Annotated in this window: 10 protein-coding genes and 1 pseudogene; 3 read left to right on the top strand and 8 right to left on the bottom strand. The window is 55.9% G+C overall.

Annotated features, from left to right (window positions below):
- Window positions 1–8 precede the first annotated feature (8 nt).
- Window positions 9–1,301, bottom strand: a complete 1,293-nt coding sequence (locus MKY58_RS03815; RefSeq protein ID WP_339323530.1) for an extracellular solute-binding protein — start codon at window positions 1,299–1,301, stop codon at window positions 9–11.
- 547 nt (window positions 1,302–1,848) lie between these two features.
- Between MKY58_RS03815 and MKY58_RS03810 the strand changes: the two genes are divergently transcribed.
- Window positions 1,849–6,312 (top strand): glycosyl hydrolase, encoded by a 4,464-nt coding sequence (locus MKY58_RS03810; RefSeq protein WP_339323529.1) that lies wholly within the window; start codon window positions 1,849–1,851, stop codon window positions 6,310–6,312.
- 335 nt (window positions 6,313–6,647) lie between these two features.
- Here the strand turns inward: MKY58_RS03810 and MKY58_RS03805 are convergent, their stop codons facing one another.
- From MKY58_RS03805 to arsM, 4 genes and pseudogenes are all read right to left on the bottom strand, one after another.
- Entirely contained in the window at window positions 6,648–7,019 is a 372-nt protein-coding gene (locus MKY58_RS03805; protein WP_339323528.1) for a hypothetical protein, read from the bottom strand.
- 185 nt (window positions 7,020–7,204) lie between these two features.
- Window positions 7,205–8,050: a hypothetical protein gene (locus tag MKY58_RS03800; RefSeq protein WP_339323527.1), complete on the bottom strand. Its 846-nt coding sequence runs from the start codon at window positions 8,048–8,050 to the stop codon at window positions 7,205–7,207.
- A complete protein-coding gene (locus MKY58_RS03795) occupies window positions 8,047–9,126 on the bottom strand; it encodes a Gfo/Idh/MocA family oxidoreductase (RefSeq protein ID WP_036711473.1) in 1,080 nt (359 codons plus the stop codon). Before MKY58_RS03795 ends, MKY58_RS03800 begins: the two co-directional genes overlap by 4 nt.
- 427 nt (window positions 9,127–9,553) lie before the next feature.
- Window positions 9,554–9,652 (bottom strand): annotated as a pseudogene (gene arsM / locus MKY58_RS03790) (arsenite methyltransferase); the annotation flags it as partial.
- Between the two features lie 172 nt (window positions 9,653–9,824).
- Here arsM and MKY58_RS03785 point away from each other — a divergent pair.
- Window positions 9,825–10,715 carry a diguanylate cyclase gene (locus MKY58_RS03785; RefSeq protein ID WP_339323526.1) on the top strand — a complete coding sequence of 297 codons (891 nt, stop codon included), beginning with the start codon at window positions 9,825–9,827 and terminating at the stop codon, window positions 10,713–10,715.
- Window positions 10,716–10,920: 205 nt separating this feature from the next.
- On the opposite strand, the gene MKY58_RS03780 is transcribed toward MKY58_RS03785, so the two are convergent.
- On the bottom strand, window positions 10,921–11,727 hold the full coding sequence (locus MKY58_RS03780) for an AraC family transcriptional regulator (protein ID WP_339323525.1): 807 nt from the start codon (window positions 11,725–11,727) through the stop codon (window positions 10,921–10,923).
- Window positions 11,728–12,032: 305 nt separating this feature from the next.
- Here MKY58_RS03780 and MKY58_RS03775 point away from each other — a divergent pair, with 305 nt between their 5' ends.
- On the top strand, window positions 12,033–14,564 hold the full coding sequence (locus tag MKY58_RS03775; RefSeq protein ID WP_339323524.1) for an Ig-like domain-containing protein: 2,532 nt from the start codon (window positions 12,033–12,035) through the stop codon (window positions 14,562–14,564).
- Between the two features lie 290 nt (window positions 14,565–14,854).
- On the opposite strand, the gene MKY58_RS03770 is transcribed toward MKY58_RS03775, so the two are convergent.
- Together MKY58_RS03770 and argH are read right to left on the bottom strand one after the other, a co-directional pair.
- Complete coding sequence (locus MKY58_RS03770) at window positions 14,855–15,901, bottom strand: BadF/BadG/BcrA/BcrD ATPase family protein (protein WP_339323523.1); 1,047 nt, start codon at window positions 15,899–15,901, stop codon at window positions 14,855–14,857.
- Window positions 15,898–17,409 carry an argininosuccinate lyase gene (gene argH / locus MKY58_RS03765; RefSeq protein WP_339323522.1) on the bottom strand — a complete coding sequence of 504 codons (1,512 nt, stop codon included), beginning with the start codon at window positions 17,407–17,409 and terminating at the stop codon, window positions 15,898–15,900. The genes MKY58_RS03770 and argH overlap by 4 nt, the downstream gene beginning before the upstream one ends.
- Between the last annotated feature and the right edge of the window lie 304 nt (window positions 17,410–17,713).

Below are 17,713 nucleotides of genomic sequence, written 5' to 3'. Positions count from 1 at the left end.
CACGTTTGTCATTTCTGCTTGATCCAGAAATCCCGGACCTTCGGCGCCTCGAAGTACAGCTTCTCCCCGTCGTAAATCCACAGGTTCAGGTCCTCGAAAGCCACCTCGTTTTTCGTCTTCACGTCCGAACGCGGCACCCAGGAGCCGACCTCGTTGAACGGAGCCATGCCTTCGCCCTGGCCGTCCTTCTCGCCCATCATCCAGCGGATGAACAGCTTCGCTCCGGCCGGATGCGGCGCTTTGTTCGCCAGGAACAGGTAGCCGGAATCCGGCACCGACGTCTTCGGCTTGATGTCGTAGATCGGGCGCACGTTCCAGCCTTTTTCCTCGACCTTCGATACGTCGCCGGACACGGCGAGCCCGACCGCGTCGCTGCTACCCTTGCCGATCGCATCCAGCACGTCGTCGCTTCCTTTCAGCACGACCAGCCCGTTATCGAACAGCTGTTTGATAAACTCATACCCCGCGTTTTCCGTGCCGTGCAGCTCGATATCCTTCCCGAATTTTTCCTTGTATGCCGCCGCCATATCGTCGCTGTGGACGACCATCGTCGTGAACAAATCCATGAACGCCGGCGAGCTGAGCGGATCGGCCGTATACACCTTGCCTTTGAATTCAGGGGTCGTCAGGTCCCACCAGTTGGTGACCGGAGCCGACTTGTAATGACCGGTATTATAGAAAAGCGTGCGGAACTCCAGATAATTGGCGTATCCTTCGGCCTGCGTGCGGTACGGCTCGTCCACCTTCTCAGCCAGGTCTTCCGGCAGGTATTTGACGTATCTCCCCGGCTTCACCATCTCTTCTTCGACGGCTCCGCTCACTTCCTTCGTAATGATGACGTCCGGGTTGAACTGTCCGGCTTCCTGTTCCTTCGTCACCTTGTCCATCATCTCGTCGGACTTGACCTTGCTCACCTCGACCTTGATGCCCGGGTACTGCTTCATAAACGTCTCCGCCGCATCGTTCGCCCGTCCCGACGTGGAGTAGACGATGACCTTGCCTTCCTTTTTGGCTTGCTCGTACAGCGCCTCCGGCGTTTCGCTGCCGGACGCGGCCGCCGAACCTTGCACGGATTCCGCCGGTTTAGCAGGCGTATCCTGGCTGCCCGCCGAGCCGCTTCCTCCTTGTCCGCAGGCGGTCAGCAGCAGGGCCGTGCCCAGAACCAGCGCCGCTGCCTTGCCAGGCCAGGACCAGGCAATCCGTTTCCCCCCCGGCGCGTATGTATCCCGCTCCATCCCCGTTGTTCCTTTCGCGTTCACTTTCAAGACGGTCCTCTCGTTTACCTTCCCTTTTGTTCTCATGTTCCGTGGCCTCCCTATCGTTAACTTCGATTTATGAAGCGTATGGTCATCCGGATCTATCGCTTACACCTTCACTATAGGGAGGAAGTGTCAACGGAATGTTAGGCGGGCGTGCAATTTTGGTAAAAAATTATCATTTGTTCGTTATAAGATAAAAAAATTTCATATTTGAGATCAGAATCCCCCCAATATAGCCTCTCACCGGACCGGACCCGGGTCATCCTGACAATCAAACTGAGCACGCCGATCCCCGTGAACATGATGTTCCAATCATGCGAGCCCGCAATGAGCCTTCCCAACGGAGCTTCTGAAATGAGCCCAAGATTAGGATGGGGAGTGAAATCCCCATAATAACAATCGTTTATTTTGTTATTATTATATTAGTGTAATTAAATAACTTTTAATTGCCATCAAATTCCCATTGTGATAGTATAATGTCTCGAAAAGGGAAAAATAAAGCGGTTACAAACGAGTCTTACGATATTTTTGTTAGTTTATTTTTTCGCTTTGTTAGCCCTTTATCTTATTGCAGCAAAGGGGAGTTTGTATGAATTCATCGACCAAATGGCTAAGTACCGCCTTGTCGGCAGTATTGTTCGCTTCGCTGCTGTCTCCCGCTCACGGATCGGCCGCTTCCCAAACGACCGGCGGCAGCGCGGCGGCCAACGACATTCCCGGACACTGGGCCGAGGCAAGCATCCGAAAATGGGAGGGCAGCGGGCTGATCCGGGGTTATCCGGACGGCACCTTCCGCCCCAATGCGAAAATTACGCGCGCCGAGTTCGTGTCCTTGCTGAATCATTTGTTCGGTTTTAGGGCACCGTCGAAGGACAGCTTTGCGGATGTGCCGGGCGATGCATGGTTTGCAAGCGCTTTCCAATCTGCCAGAGCAGCAGGATACTACACCGGATTTCCAGGCAATACGGCCAAGCCAAACCATCCGCTTACCCGTCAGGATGCAGCGGTGCTCTTGGCACGGGCGTTTGAATTGAGCAGCAATGAAGCCGCCTCCTCCCCTTCTTATCTGGATCAGGAGAAGATCAGCGGATACGCCCGCGAAGCGGTCCGGTCTCTCTCGGGCATTTTTCAGGGTTCCCCCGGCGGGAGCTTCCTTCCGGAAGAACCTATCACCCGCGCTGAGGTCGTCACCTTGATCGATAAACTGGTTCGCGCGTATTATCCCGCAGCCGGCACCTTTACCCCCGGGGAGATCCAGGGCAACGTTGTGATCAATCATGCAGATGTCGTCCTGAAGGACGCAGTCATTCAAGGCAACCTGTACCTTACGCCGGGCATCGGCGATGGCGGAATCACCCTCGACCATGTCACCGTGCAGGGAACCGTCTTGATCGAAGGCGGACAGAACATCGTCTTGAAGGACTCCAAGCTCCGGACCATCCTCGTTCACCGAGCCGACGGTCAGGTGCAAACGCAGGCGTCCGGCACGACCCATATCGGGCAGTTCACCGCAAACAGCGCGTCGTCGCTTGAAGCTGTCGATGCCTCTGCCATCGACAGCGCCGAATTCAACCGGCCTGTGCGGCTGAATTTGGGCGCGGGGGCCTCCATCGCCTCGCTGACCGTCACCCCGTCGGCCGCGGGCACCGCCATCACGGGCACGGGCACAATCAAACAAGCGGTGATCCAGGGCGCTGACGTGACGCTAAACGGCAAAACGCTTCCGGCGGGAACGGTCAGCATTTCCGGCGGAGCGGTCGGCACAGGTTCGGTGTCGTCCGGCACCCCGGGAGCAGGCGGCAGCACATCCAGCAGCACAGGCGGCTCTTCTTCCGGCGGCAGCGGAAGCGGCGGGGACCACGGAGGCAACCCGGCGGAGAACGTCCCGACCGTCAATCTGGTGGACGCGGCCGCGACCGACCGAACCAAGTCGCTGTTTGTTTATTTGAACGAGCTCCGCGGCAAAAACATTCTGTTCGGCCAGCAGCACGCCACGACGGAAGGCCTGTCCATTACAGCGAAAGACGGGACGCAGTCGGATACCTTCAACAGCGTGGGCGCCTACCCGGGGCTTTTCGGTTGGGATACGCTGAGTCTGGAAGGCAAGGAAAAGCCGGGCGTAGCCGGCAACGCCGAGCAAAGCCGGGACAATCTTGTCGCGGTGATGAAAAAAGCCTATGCCGACGGCGGCGTGCTGACGCTCAGCTCGCATATGCCGAACTTCGTCACGGGCGGGGACTTTTACGATACCAAAGGCAACGTCGTGTCCCACATCCTGCCGGGCGGCGATAAACACGCGGCGTACAACGCTTTTCTGGACCAAATTGCCGACTTCGCCCTTCACCTCAAGACGGACGACGGCAAGCCGATTCCGGTCATTTTCCGGCCGTTCCATGAGCAGAGCGGCAGCTGGTTCTGGTGGGGAGCCGCTTTTACGACCACCGACGAATACAAGGAGATTTACCGCTATACGGTCGAATATCTGCGCGACAAAAAAGGCGTGCACAACTTCCTTTACGCCTACTCGCCCGGCGGCGGTTTTGGCGAATCCGCGGAAACTTACCTCAAGACTTACCCGGGCGACGACTACGTCGATATTCTCGGCTTCGACAGCTATTACAACGGCGAAGGCGACTCCTGGTTCAACGGCGTGAAGACCGAGGCCAAAACCGTGTCCCGAATCGCCGACAGCCGCGGCAAGGTCGCTGCCTTCACCGAATTCGGCTATCAGAAAATGAAGGTCGCGGGCAACGCCACCCCCGACTTCTACACGAAGCTGGCGGAGACGCTCAAATCCGACCCGGACGCGAAAAAAATGGCGTACATGCAAACCTGGGCCAACTTCGGGCCGGATTCGGTTTACGTCCCATATCCGACCGGCGATCCGAACCAGGAGCATGAAATGCTGCCGGACTTCAGGAAATTTTACCAGGATGCGTATACGCTTTTCAGCGACGGCGTGACCGGAGCTTACGATAAAAAGGTCAACACTGCGTCCGAGCGGGGTTTCATGCACATCGCCTCCCCAACCAACCAAAGCACGATCAAAGACGCCTCGACATTGCTTCGCGCCCGCGTGCTGAATGAAACGCCGGACCGCGTCGTGTACAACATCCAGGGCTCTGATGCCGAATACCCGATGGCGCTGAACCCGGACAGCGGCTACTACGAAGCGGAGTGGACGCCGGCTGCCGGCCTGAACGGCAAAACCGCGGACGTTACCGTCAAAGTCTACGGCCAAAACGGCGCCGTCCTGCATCAGCAAACGAACACCGTGTTCGTAAAAATCGGCGAGGTGCTCGCCGGAGCCTACACCTTCGATACGGCCGCCGACGTCGAAGGCGTTCAATACAACGGCGAATATACCGATTCGCTTAAGGAAACGCATGACGGAAGCGTGGCGCACAGCGATTTTAACGGGGGCTCCCTGGTGATCCGCGCCCCGTATTTGAACGGAACCGATTCGTGGCAGGAGCTGAAGCTGGAGCTGAAAAATGCCAAGGCCAAAGCGGGGGCAAGCTCGCTCGCGGATATCAAACGGGTCAAAATGGACGTGTGGGTGCCGGCGTCCGCCGGGGAGACCAGCGTGAACGCCAGCCTGCGCGCGGTCGGACAATTGCCGCCGGATTGGAGCAATAAATACGGCATGGATACGACGTATGTCCCGCTCGCTTCCCTGCCGCAGGAGACGATCGACGGCGTGGAATACGTCAAATTCAGCCCGACGGTCGATTTTACGAATGCGGACGCCTTGGCGGCAGCCGACGACATCGCCTTGTCCATCGTGGGCAGCGGGCTGGATGCGGGCGGCGAAACGCTGCCGGTCTATGTCGATAACATCCGCCTTTACAACGCTTATCACGAGACATCGGGAGACCCGGCAATGGTCGACGACTTCGAGGGGTATCTGGGGAGCAGCGACGCCCTGGCCGGCAAGTTCGTGCATGCCGGCGGCGACCCGGCGAGCGCTGCGCTGGACGGCACGCATAAGCATGGCGGCAGTTACGGGCTGAAATACACGTACACTTTGGCGGGCAGCGGTTATGCCGGCATCACGAAAGCGATGAACGGCGCCGATTGGTCCGGCTTCAACGCCCTGCAGTTCTGGTACCAGCCGGACGGCCAAGGACAGAAGCTGGTGATGCAAATCAACGCGGGCGGCAAAACGTACGAATATTACCCGGACACGAAAACGACCGAACCTGCACTGATCACCGCGCCGTTCAATGAATTCAAGCCCGCTAACGGCGCAACCGGCACGCTGACGAAAACGAACCTGAAGAACGTCCAGGCTTTTTCGATTTACACCAACGCCGTGCCGGACGGCCATCGGCTGACGTCGTCCATGTATTTTGACGACATCCATGCGCTGCTTGATCCGAATGCCGGCACCGTGCCCAGCGGCAGCGAAAGCGGCGGCATCGCGCCGGGCGTGCTGTTCGATTTCAACGACAACATTGCCGGCTGGACGTTGAACGACAATACGCTGGGCGCAGACAACCTCGCGAACCCCGAGGACGGCGGCAGCAAGGTGCTCAGCGCAGACTTCCCGGCCGCGGCTGCCGGCGACCAGCATTTCGAGCTTGCCTACATGAGCGACCAAGACCTCAGCCAAGGCAATACGTTAAAGGTTCGAGTCCGGGTCGCCGGCGGCACCGCAAAAGCCAAGCTGTTCATCAAAGCGGGAGCGAACTGGGCCTGGGCTTCAACGGATGAAGTGGAGCTGACCGGCGAATACCAGTGGATCACGCTCAGCCTGAACGGCAAGGATTTCAATGGCGAAGCCATCGACAAGACGCTGATCAAAGCGGTCGGCCTGCAAATCTCCTCGCCGAACGGGCAAGGTAAAATGACGGTGTACGTGGATGACGTGACCCTGGACGAAAAGGAGCTGGCTGCCGGGGCGGGCGAAACAAGCCTTCCTGAAAAAAGAGCAGCCGGGGAGGAACCAGCAACCGGCCAAACGGAACCTCCCGCTCAGGAAAAGCCAACAGATGAAGAAAGCGGCACAAGCCAAGAAAATGTTCCTTCCGGTGAAGACGAGGGGCTATGATAAACCAAATGGAATAAAAACGGACGTTTGCCTGAAGAGCGCACCCGCAGGCTGTCGAGAAGGTTCTCGGCAGCCTTTTTTGTACACGATATATTGACTTCAGATCGTGTATCTTGAAAAAGCATAACTTTCTGATGTCCACGTTCGTTTTAAGTAATGTAAGGAATTGTTGCAGCAAACGTCCATAAACCATACCCTTCAATCCTCGATCGCCTTGGGGAGCTTGCTGTTATCCGACATCTGCGTGCCCCGCAGCCGAATCAAGACCAGCTCTTTTTATTGGGGATGATGCCTCATATTTATAATAGGCCGATGTGCAAACAGGTACGGCGTCCTTACCGAAACTGCGGCTTCAGCATTTCATCAAAGTAGGTGCGGCGGTCTTCTTCGCTGTCAAACTGAAGCATAACCTCGGCCGCATCGCTATACGCCCGGCAGCGTTTCGAACTCCGGCCGGTTAAACACATCAGGCCAATATAAACGATGATGACATACAGGCTCCATGACGTAAAAGAAAGCTGATGAACAAGCGCCAACCTTGATGTCCAAAATACAGCCCCCAGAAAGACGATGAACCCTATTTTGACGATCGTTTCATTAAAAAGCAGCCTGTTCTCGCTTCGGAGCTGCTTGGTGATAATTTCATCCTTGGTCATGTACAAGTAGCTTTCACATGCTTTGAGGTAATGCTTGTTATAAACTTTCATTGCTCTCCCCCACTGGTCCCCTTACTCGATCGCTATGCTAAAAAGACTTATAAAGGAATCAATTCTCTATTTTCAAATAAATTCCTTCTACACCGGAACGATCCAAAAGAAGACGCGTCCCAGGCAAAACAAGCAGCCATCCCCGGGTCTTCTTCCCGATGATGGCTGCTTTCTATGATTCGCGCTTATCCGTTTTCCGGCAGCTCGATCCATTGATATGGCTGCTTTGTGGCGATAAGCCCGTTTTCGATGATACTGATGACGGCAATCGTCTCGGCGGGCGGCACGGCCGCTTCCCCGGTCTCGAAAAACCTCGCCAAGTCGCGTATAAAGCTCTGGAAAAAATCCGATGCCGGCTGCACGACGCGGCAGGCTCCCGAGGCGTAGTTGACGGCCATCATAAACGGACAGCCCGGACCCGGCTGCTGGATCGTCGCCTGCCGGCCGCCCGAGAACTCGACCAGCAGGGCCGGCGCAGCCTCCGTGCCGGTGAACATGACGCGTTTCGCTTCCGTTCCCATCAAGGCCACGATCGGCTCGATCTGGTGAATCGAGTAGTTTTCCAGCAAACCCGGGCCCCAGCTGGAGATCACCTGGATGCCTTCCCTTTCGACCTCCGCGTATTCGGCGGCATACCGCAGCGCGGATGAAGAATACAGCGGCGTCCGGTGCCGCGCGGCCCGCTCGAACAAACGCAAGGCCGCCGCCCGGTCCGGGGCGAACGTCTTGTCGATGTAGGTCGGCTTCCCCGAAGCAAGCGGCAGCTCGGCAAGGGCCTCATGCTGCTCCGGGTTGTCGGGCGACAGCACGATCAGATAGTCGCTTCGGGCAACCACCTCTTCGATCGTTCCGCACGGCGTCACGCCGTTTTTGGCGCACCACTCTTTATTGCTCAGCCCATGCTCGGCGTCCTTCATGCCGTATGCAAAGGCGACCTCCATCGCGCCTCCGGCGGCATCCCGAATCCATGCGGGATATTGATTGGCATGCCATTCGTCCAGGTAATAATCGATAAAGCCGATTTTCTTCATGCCAGCGCTCCCGCTTCCAGCAGGGAAATCTCGCGGCCTTCTTCCGAGGAACGGTAAATGGCCTCGATCATTTGGGCGGTCACGATCACCGTGTCAATATGCGACGGCAGCTTTTCCCCGGAATGGATCGCGGCGATAAAGGCGTCGATCTCCTCCTGGAAGGCATCGCTTTTCGGATAGTTCGGCGTGCTTTCGAGCAAAGCGCCATGCTTTGCCGAATAGAGCGTAAACTCCTTGCCGTACTTCAGGCGGATACCTGCCTTGTCCCCGAGAAAATCGATGTACATTTCTTCCACGCCGATATTTTGCGCCCATGCGCCGTTGACCGTGATCGACGGTCCTTCCGTGCGGATCATGGCCGTCACGAAATCATCCACGTCATAGCTGCCTTCGTAATTCGGAGGGCCGGCCCACATGTTCAGGTAAGCGTAGTTCTGCATGTCCGTGCCCAGCTTGGAGTACGCCTGTCCCGTCACCGTTTTCGGCCGCGGATCGCCCGCGCAATACATGACGATATCCAGGAAGTGAACGCCCCAGTCGATCAGCGCCCCGCCCCCGGCAACCGCCTTGGTCGTAAAATCGCCCCCAAGCCCGGGGATCGAGCGATGCGCGCGGAAGCTGACGACGACGTGGTACAGCTCGCCAAGCTCGCCGCTTTCGATCATCTGTTTGATAATGTTGACGCCTTTGTTGAAGCGGTTCACGACGCCGATGTTCAGCGTTTTGCCGGTTTCGTGCTGCACCTTCTGCATCTCCAGCGCTTCCTTATACGTTCTGGCTGCCGGCTTTTCGCACAGGACGTGTTTGCCCGCGCGCATGCAGTCGATCGCGATCGGGGCATGAACATTGTTCGGCGTGCAAATCGATACCGCCACCACGTCCGGATCCTCCAATATGACGCGGTAATCCTCCACCGCCGTGCCGCAGCCGTACTTCTCGACGGCCTGTTCGGCCCGTTCCTTGCGAATGTCGCAGAAATACTTGATCTCGGCGTCCTTATTGGCCATATAAGCCGGAATATGCGCACCGTTGGCGATCGTTCCGCAGCCGATCACGGCCACCATCGTTTTTGTCATCGCTTTTTCCCCTCCGATTTTTGAACCCGGCAAAGGCAGCTCCGGATTGCGTATAGTATTGACCGGCAACGTGATCCGAAAATAGCTCCAACCTCCGCTGAAGCCGGCAGCTTTTTCATTCGTGACCCGTTACGGCCAACTACTGACATGTTACCATGAAAGCGTTTTATTTGACCTCAAAATCGTATATGAAAATAGGATTATCGTATCCGTTTCGCTCGCGGCCGAGCTCGCCCGGGAAACGGAAGCGGATCAGGCATATGCGCCGTCATTTTAAAAAAATTATGCACCAACGGATGAGCTTATTCCCTCGCAGTTTATCCCTCCAGTGCCTTTCACTTCCGGACCTTGTTATCCGCAATAGAAAAAGCGGCAGCGATGTTCTGTAGCTTCATCGCTCAGCCGCTCTCCCGTCATATCTGTTTCGCTAATCTTCAATATTTGATCCCGGAACCCAATCCTTAATAAACGCCCTGGACTCATCCTTCGGCTCCACGCTGATGTTGTCGAATCCGCTTTGTTGAATTTTTACGGATTGGATTGTTATTTCTGATCAGCATATCATATCAGCACTCACTTATATAGCGTCAAAAAGAAGGGGCCATTCGCTTGGGGAGGATTGACTTTCCTGTTAGGGTAAGGTTTATGCTTAACGTAAGGAATTCCGGCCGGAATAACTTGCGAAAGGGTGTCCTCGTTTGAAAATTGGAGAGTTCGCGGAGCTGAACCAGGTGACCACCAAAATGCTCCGCCACTACGACGAAATCGGATTGCTTAAGCCTGCGGCCATTGACCCCGGGACAGGCTATCGATCCTATGCATCGGAGCAATCCCGTCTATTGAATTGGATTATGATTCTGAAAAATCTCGATTTTTCCCTGAAAGAAATCAAGGAATTTGTAAGCGGCCCCATCGAGAGCACGTTCGTCGTTCAACAATTGATCCGCAAACGCATCGAGATTTCCGCAGCGTTGAATGAACAAATCCAGAAGAAAATGGCCATTGATCGCCTTATAACCATCATCGAAAAGGAAGGATTCGAAATGAACAAGGAAATCGATTTGCAGAATATAGGACCGGCGGATGTGCATGAAATCAAGAAGAACATGCCCAATATGGAAACGTTTCTTGAAGCGGCAGCCCGTATCGTTGCCCTTTGTTCGGACGATGACCATCTCTCGGTTTTCCGGTTTGACATCAGCCACTTCAAATCAATTAATGACGATTACGGTTTCGAAGTCGGGGACAACGTCATTGTCGCCTGCTATAACATAATTGAATCCAACGTGAAAAAGTACATACCGCATGCGACCATTGGCCGCGCGCACGGCGATGAATTCATTGTTTTCGCCCAAGCCGGCAAAGACTTGACCACCCTCACCGCGCAACAGATCGTCAACGATATGAAAGGTTTTGATTTTGCCTCGATCGGTTGTCCGAAGCAGGTGGGGTGTTATATCGGAGGTCTGGCCGGACCGTTCAAAAACCGCGCAAATATTCGGCACATCATCGAGGATTCGATCGAAGCGATTAACCGCGCAAGGCGAAACGGACCCAACTCGTTTGCGATCGAAGCTTACGGCGTCTAATAACGCTCTATGATGCTCCTGGCTCCGCCCTTTATCTTTCAAGCTTAACCGAATCTTTCTAAGGATCCAGACGAAACAATAACCACCGGATGTAGGCGCTGCCTTTTCTCCCGGTGGTTTTTCTTGTTGTACTGGGCCTGCTTTAACCTTCCGTCGATGCCAACGTCTGCCCCCTGCTTTTATTTTCAGCTGAAGCCGCGCCTCCTCACCCGCCCGTTTCCTTCGTTTGCCCCGCCTTCGGGATGCTCCGCCGAAATTCATTCGGGGTGATCCCGTATTCCTTTTTGAAGACGCGGTAAAAGGACCTTAAACTGTTGAAGCCGGACTCGAACGCGATCTCCGTGACCGGATGCGTGGTCGACCGCAGCAGCATGTGGGCATACGCCGCCCGTTGGCCGTTGACGTAATCGCGGAAGGAAATGCGAAACTGTTCCGAGAAGAGGCGGGAAATGAGAAACTTGCCGATGCAAAGCTCCCTGGAGAGCGTGTCCAGCGTGATCGGCTCCAAAAAATGAATGTCGATGTAAGCGAGGATTTTTTGGACGACGTCCATATCCTTCGTGTAATCGACTTTTTGCAGGGACAACAACGGCAACACATGCCCCAGCAGCACGGAAGCGTAGGCCTTAAGCAAACGAGGGTCGCAGGATTCGGCGTATAGCCCGTACATGGTTTCCAGGGTGCTTATAACGACCGGATGTTTCGGGACGACGGGGTTGTCCGGAATCGAATGAAGCAAATCCCCCGTGTAGTCGCCCGGAAACGAGGCATCGAAAAAGATGAGCAGAATCCGGCTGTGCTCGATCGTTTTGTAGCTGTGAGGCTGATTGGGAAAAATGATCGCCATGTCTCCCTCGGACAAGATATGCTCCCGCTGACCGATGCCGATATGGATTTCGCCGGACAAAACCAATGCGATTTCCACGTTTTTATGCAAATGAAGGGGATACGTGTTATTGGTGGACACAAACGAATGAAACTGCTGGTCGCGGTGCTGGTATTTGAGTTTCATGGTTAACCCTCCGTGTCGGCATGGATGTCCTAAGCAGTGGAGTCTGCGTGATGTCGATATAAAAAACATAATACGGACTGGACGCGTCGCACAAGAATCGGGAGCAATATTTGGCACAAAAAAGATTCGTTTTTGGCAGGTAAAACCATTTCAAAAGATTTAAAGTAATAGCAAGCAGCAAGCTGCCCGATGAGAGAAAAAGCAAACAAAAACCATGCTTAACGACAAACATTCAAGCGAAGGGAGGAAGTATAACGGGATCGCCATCGAACGGTAAGGATGCATCCAGGTTATACGGCAAACGCATGAAATGGAAGAGCAAAGGATTCAAGAGAGTCACGGCCGTCGTTTCGAGTTTTGTGGTAGCGCTTTCACTTGTAGAGGTACAGATTGCTGATGCGGATTCGGCGCAGGCGGTCGGGAAAAAGCCGGTTGTGGGCACCCCCCTCCCCGCTTTTCCGGGCGCGGAAGGCGGCGGAGCGTATACTACCGGCGGCCGGGGCGGCGACGTTTACATCGTGACGACACTCGAAGATTACGGCCTCAACGAACAGCCAGTCCCGGGATCGCTTCGGTACGGGATTTTAACGACGCCGAAAGAAGGACGCACGATTGTTTTTAACGTAGCCGGCACGATCGAGCTGGAAAGCTCCTTGAAATTCAAGAACGTCAAAAATCTGACCATCGCCGGACAAACCGCGCCGGGCAACGGCATTACGATCGCCGGCTGGGATACCGACATCAGCAATTCGGAAAACATCATCATCCGCTATATCGCCTTCCGCCCGGGGGCCACCAATGTCTTTAACGGCAGCGATTCGATGGATGCGCTCTGGGGACGGGACAACAACCAGTTTATCATCGACCATTGCTCCTTCAGCTGGAATACGGATGAAACCTTGTCGCTGTACAGAGGCGAAAACGGCACGGTTCAGTGGTCCATCATCTCGGAGAGCCTCACCTTATCCGGCCATTCCAAAGGCAGACACGGCTACGGCGGCATCGCCGGCGGGGACAAAACGACGTTCCATCACAACCTGTACGCCAACCATACGTCGCGGAATCCCAGACTCGGCGGCGGATACGCCGGAGCGGCGGACGCCGACCATACGGCGGTGGTCCAGTTCTCCAACAACGTGATCTATAACTGGGGGTTTAACGGCACGTACGGCGGAGGTTTCACCTTCACGAACTATATGAACAATATCCAAATTGCCGGCCCGGGCACCAGGGATAACGTCACCGACCGGGTCATCGATGCGGGCGAATCCAAAAAGCTTGGCGGCTTCTATATCGCCGGAAACCGGATTAACGGCAAACTTACGGGCTACCTCGACGGATCGTCGGCGAATGTCAAAAGCTCCGGCGACGACAGCGGGGACCAAAAGACGACCTTTGCGGACAAACCATACCTTTCCGCGGACAGTACGGGAGCCAACCACGGGGTGACCAACCCGGCGTTTGACGATTACGTGCAGCGCAGCGTGGTAAAAGCAAACGAGCCGCTGCTGAGAGACATTTTGCAGAAGGCCGGAGCCACCTATCCGCGCCGCGACGCCATCGACGCAAGAATCGTCGCGGAAGTGGAACAAGGCCTGGGAAGATACATCAACACCGAAAACGAGGTCGGCGGGTATGTCTCGGACTTTGGCGTCGTGGAAGAGCAGCGGCCGGCGGATTTCGATTCCAATCTCAACGGCATCGATGACAAGTGGGAAAAGAAACATAAGATCTGGGGCGTCAAAGATGCCTATAAGACTGTGACCGACAAAGGCTACACCTGGCTCGAGCTATATCTCAACGGCCTGGTCGACATGGATCATGCCGCCGAAAACCCTGAAGCGAAGCTGTTAGCGCCCGAGAATAACGCGCAATTCGCTTTGGGAGAAGCCGTACCGGTGAAGATCAAAGCCTCTTCCAAATTCGGCCATAAAATCGAGAAGGTAGCCGTGTACAACGGTTCCGAGTACCTTGGAGACGCCGTCAAAAGCGGAGGACAATATGTCTTTACCATTAAAGACCTGAAAGATGCCTCCTACCATATCTCGGCAAAAGTCACGGACTCGGAAGGAAACGCCACCCAAACCACGGCAGCCGATATTCACGTCAATACCGATTCCCGGACGCTGACGGACGCAGGGTGGGCTTCGGCCGACGTCGGCCATCCGGACGTTCAAGGCACCGGCAGCCTCGTTGACGGCGTGATTACCGTCAAAGGCAACGGAAAGCTGGGGACAAGCGAAGGCAGCACGAAACAATCGCCCGAAGCCGACGCTGCCAAAGACGACTTCCATTTCGTCTATAAGGAAATGACCGGAGACATGGAAATTACCGCGAAACTGGAGGCCATCGGCTCGGTCGACAATCATGCCTTCACGGGCCTGATGATCCGCGATGATCTGACGGAGGACGGCGCCTCCGCGGCCCTGGGACTATCCTGGGTGAAGTTGTCCAAAGCGACGAGCTGGTCCGCTTATTTGGCGGGAAGAGACAAAAAAGGCGCAGGCTTCAACGATCTGGACGAAAGTCTGGACAGCGCTGCTGCGGCCGCAAAGGCCGGCGTCCAGCTGATCCCGGACATTCCGTTCAAGATCGGGGGCGTGGAGCAAGGCTATTGGCTGAAGCTGGGCCGTAAAGGCGACACGTTCTATGCTTACGGTTCGACCGACGGCAAGGCATGGACAAAAATCGGCGAAAGAACGATCGCGATGAACGATTCGGTATACGTCGGTTTTGCCGTCGACAGCAATGACGTTGCCAACGATATCGAGCAGCTGAACTATGCCAAGTTCTCCAACGTTCGTTTGGAAAATCGCTTTGAACCGGTCGCCGACTAGGTTCTGGGGACAAGCGTTGCCCACGGGCAAATTTTAAAGTTGATCCCGGATCATCGTTAACCGCCTTCCTGGAAGGCGGTTAACTTCGTTTATTTAATGCATAAAAGTAACGGAGGTATAGAATTAATCCGATCACTCGCTTCGGATGGATGTTCTCCACTTCAATATATACGCCAATCGACGGCGCTTCCGGTGCTTCTTTTTTGAACGCAAAAATCGGAACAGGGACATGCTTAACGCAGGTCCCCATTCTCCTAGTTATGACGTGCTCGATCGAGCCACTTTCCATTTTAATTTTGACGCCGCAAAAGCCGCAATCCCTGGGCAATGACGCCGTAAATCGGCTCCTTTTTCGCCTCGTCGATTTGCGCCAGAGGGGAGACGGACCTGAAACTATCCGCCAATCGCTTTCTTACAAACGGGTTATTTTGCAGCACGCCCCCCTGCAAAATAACGGTAAACGGGGCGGCAGCCATGCCGAGTCTGTCCATAACCGACCTTGCCCCCAGAAACAGCTCATCTGCCGCCGTCTCCAAAATCAAGCGTGCAGCCTCGTCCCCCTCCTGTTCCGCTTCCCCGGCGAGTTTGGCGATTTCGGCCGTTTTGTCCACGCTGTACTCGGAGGAGTAAGCCCAGTTGAACAACTCCTCTTCATTCCGCAGCCCGAGATGCCGAAGCAGCTTGCCGGTTAACACCGTAGGGACGCCCCTTCCGTCGAATCCGCGCAAAGCGGCACGGATCGCCTGTTGGCCGATCCAATACCCGCTGCCTTCATCGCCGACGCGGTGGCCCCAGCCGCCTGCCCGCGCGCTCTGGCCTTGATCGTTGATTCCGTGCACGATCGAACCGGTACCGGCGATCACGAGGATGCCGGGCGCCCCGCCCGTGGCCCCAAGCAAGGCGGCCACGCCGTCATTCTCCACGACGACGCGGTCCGCCGTCACTCGGGCGCAGGTGAGGGCTTCCCTTACCATCCCTTCGATCACTTGCCGATCATGCCCGGTATCCAGGCCGGCTACGCCAAATACCGCGCAGGCCACGTCAAGCGGCCCGTCTTCCGCGATGCCCTCCCTTTCCTTCCGGGCAGAAGATGCCGATGCGGCACCGGACTCAAGCGGCGCTTCTCCTCTTTCGGCGGCCGACGCAGCCAACTGCCGCTTGGCCTCCCGGATCGCCCGCGTCAGCTCCAGCGCCGCCGCTTCCCGTCCCGTTCCCTGGTAGTTGCAGGAACCCGCTCTCCCGCTCGCCAGCATTCGACCCTCCATGTCCGCGAACACGGCCAGACATTTCGTCCCTCCGCCGTCCAAGGCCAGCAGAGGGACTCTTGCTGCCATCATGAGCCGCCGCCCCAACCGGCCAGCGTTCGGTCAAGCTCCGCCAGCGCTCCTTCGACCCGGCAGCGGGCTGCAGCCAGCCACTGCTCCTGACTCTGCTGGCTTGTTTTCCGCGTAGCGATGGCACGCCGGATTTCCGCCGGAGAAGGTCCGCCCGGCAATGTCCGGATATCCACGAAATGAACCGGATCCAGCGCCAACCGCAGCTCCTCCGCAGTCAGCGACAATTTCCGGCCAATGACCTGAAGCGCAATCTCGTTGACAAGCTCCAGCGTAATTTCGTTGGCCGCCAGCCCCGCGGCGACGGAACGTTTTACCACTTGGCTCACGATATGATGGGCATTGCGGAAGGACAGACGGTCGGTGCGGACCAGCGTATCCGCCAGTTCGGTCACCGTTGCGAAGCTGGCTTCGGCCCGCTTCCGGAGAACCTCTTTGTTGACGTCGATCGTCCCGATGACGCATGAGAGCAGGCGGTACATCCGGTCCAACACCTTGAGCGCCTTCCAGGCGTAAGGCTGCATGTCGTCTTCGGTATCAACGATGTCGCCGAACGGCGTGTTGTGCATCATGGTCAGCACCGTTTGGGCATTGCCCACGCAGCTGGACAATAGCGCGCGCATATGTTCGAACGAAACCGGGTTCCGTTTTTGCGGCATAATGGAGCTGATCTGCACATAAGGGTCCGCGACGCGCAGCATGCCGAACTCCTGGGTGCACCACAGCAGAAAATCCTGCGACGATCGGCCCAAATTAATGGCCGCCAATTGCACGGCCGTCATGATTTCGCCGATGTAATCGGCCCCGCCGATCGCATCGTAGGAGTTATAGATCAGCTCGTCAAAGCCAAGCAGCTCCTGCATCCGCTCCCGGCTGATGGCAAAACCTGAAGTGGTCAGCGCCGCCGCCCCCATGCTGCTCCGGTTGCAGTTGGCATAAGCCGCCTGCATCCGGCGGATATCGCGGTCGAGCGAGTCCGTCATCGCCAGGATATAATGGGCGAGCGTCGTCGGCTGCGCCTGCTGCGTATGGGTATACCCGATCATGACCGTATCGGCATGCTCCTCGGCAAACGCAAGGAGCTGGCTCTTCAGCTCCAGAGCGCCGCGAAGCGTGACGAGCATGTTCTCCCGCAGCACGATCCGGTAAATCGCGATGCCCATATCGTTGCGGCTGCGGGCCAGATGCAGATTGTCCGCGATGTCACCGGCCGCCGCATGCAATTGATGCTCGACCTGGAAAAACAAATCCTCGAACTGTCCGGTATATTCGGCCTGGCGAAGCTCCTCCAGATCGAGGCCGCGAATCGCCGCCGCGATTTGCCCCGCTTCTTCTTCGGTAACCAGTCCCTGCTCTTTCAGCATGATGAGATGCGCTTTGTTGATCGCCATCATCGGCGCCAGCAGACTGGTTTTCGCTTCGTCAAAAGCAGGCGCGAGCACGACTTCCGTATAGGTGCGGCCCGGAAAAAGCTTGCCTTCCTCCTCTAAAATTTGTTCCCGATTCCTCATGTTGTTCAGATCCTTTCTGTAATGATCTTGTGATTTCAGTTGAACTGTACGGTTGCGGCTTCCGGATGAAATGTTCTTCCGATCGCTGCCCGCCTCCAAATTTCTATGATTTTAATGTTCCTAGCGGTAGAAATTCGGAGACAGCTTATGCTTCCGATGCTAGCTTTTCTTCGAAAAGCTTTCGGCCGAACGCAGCATATGCTTCCGAAGTAGCTTTTTTGCAAAAAGCTTTTAGCTTCGTAAGAATCGATTCCGTCCCCTCCGCTACCTCGCCGATGTCGAGTTATTTCAACTCATATAAAAT

This window comes from Paenibacillus sp. FSL W8-0194 (genome assembly GCF_037969745.1).
In the GTDB taxonomy this organism is placed as follows: Bacteria; Bacillota; Bacilli; order Paenibacillales; family Paenibacillaceae; genus Paenibacillus_AQ; species Paenibacillus_AQ cookii.
The sequence above is the reverse complement of the archived record's forward strand: the minus strand, read 5'-3'. Positions and strand labels throughout refer to the sequence as shown.

What these genes read in the sequence shown, in the direction of transcription:
- MKY58_RS03805 (WP_339323528.1), bottom strand. Translation starts at nt 7,019, where the DNA reads ATGAAAGTTTATAACAAGCATTACCTCAAAGCATGTGAAAGCTACTTG.
- MKY58_RS03795 (WP_036711473.1), bottom strand. Translation starts at nt 9,126, where the DNA reads ATGACAAAAACGATGGTGGCCGTGATCGGCTGCGGAACGATCGCCAAC.
- MKY58_RS03800 (WP_339323527.1), bottom strand. Translation starts at nt 8,050, where the DNA reads ATGAAGAAAATCGGCTTTATCGATTATTACCTGGACGAATGGCATGCC.
- MKY58_RS03780 (WP_339323525.1), bottom strand. Translation starts at nt 11,727, where the DNA reads ATGAAACTCAAATACCAGCACCGCGACCAGCAGTTTCATTCGTTTGTG.
- MKY58_RS03810 (WP_339323529.1), top strand. Translation starts at nt 1,849, where the DNA reads ATGAATTCATCGACCAAATGGCTAAGTACCGCCTTGTCGGCAGTATTG.
- MKY58_RS03770 (WP_339323523.1), bottom strand. Translation starts at nt 15,901, where the DNA reads ATGATGGCAGCAAGAGTCCCTCTGCTGGCCTTGGACGGCGGAGGGACG.
- MKY58_RS03775 (WP_339323524.1), top strand. Translation starts at nt 12,033, where the DNA reads ATGAAATGGAAGAGCAAAGGATTCAAGAGAGTCACGGCCGTCGTTTCG.
- argH (WP_339323522.1), bottom strand. Translation starts at nt 17,409, where the DNA reads ATGAGGAATCGGGAACAAATTTTAGAGGAGGAAGGCAAGCTTTTTCCG.
- MKY58_RS03815 (WP_339323530.1), bottom strand. Translation starts at nt 1,301, where the DNA reads ATGAGAACAAAAGGGAAGGTAAACGAGAGGACCGTCTTGAAAGTGAAC.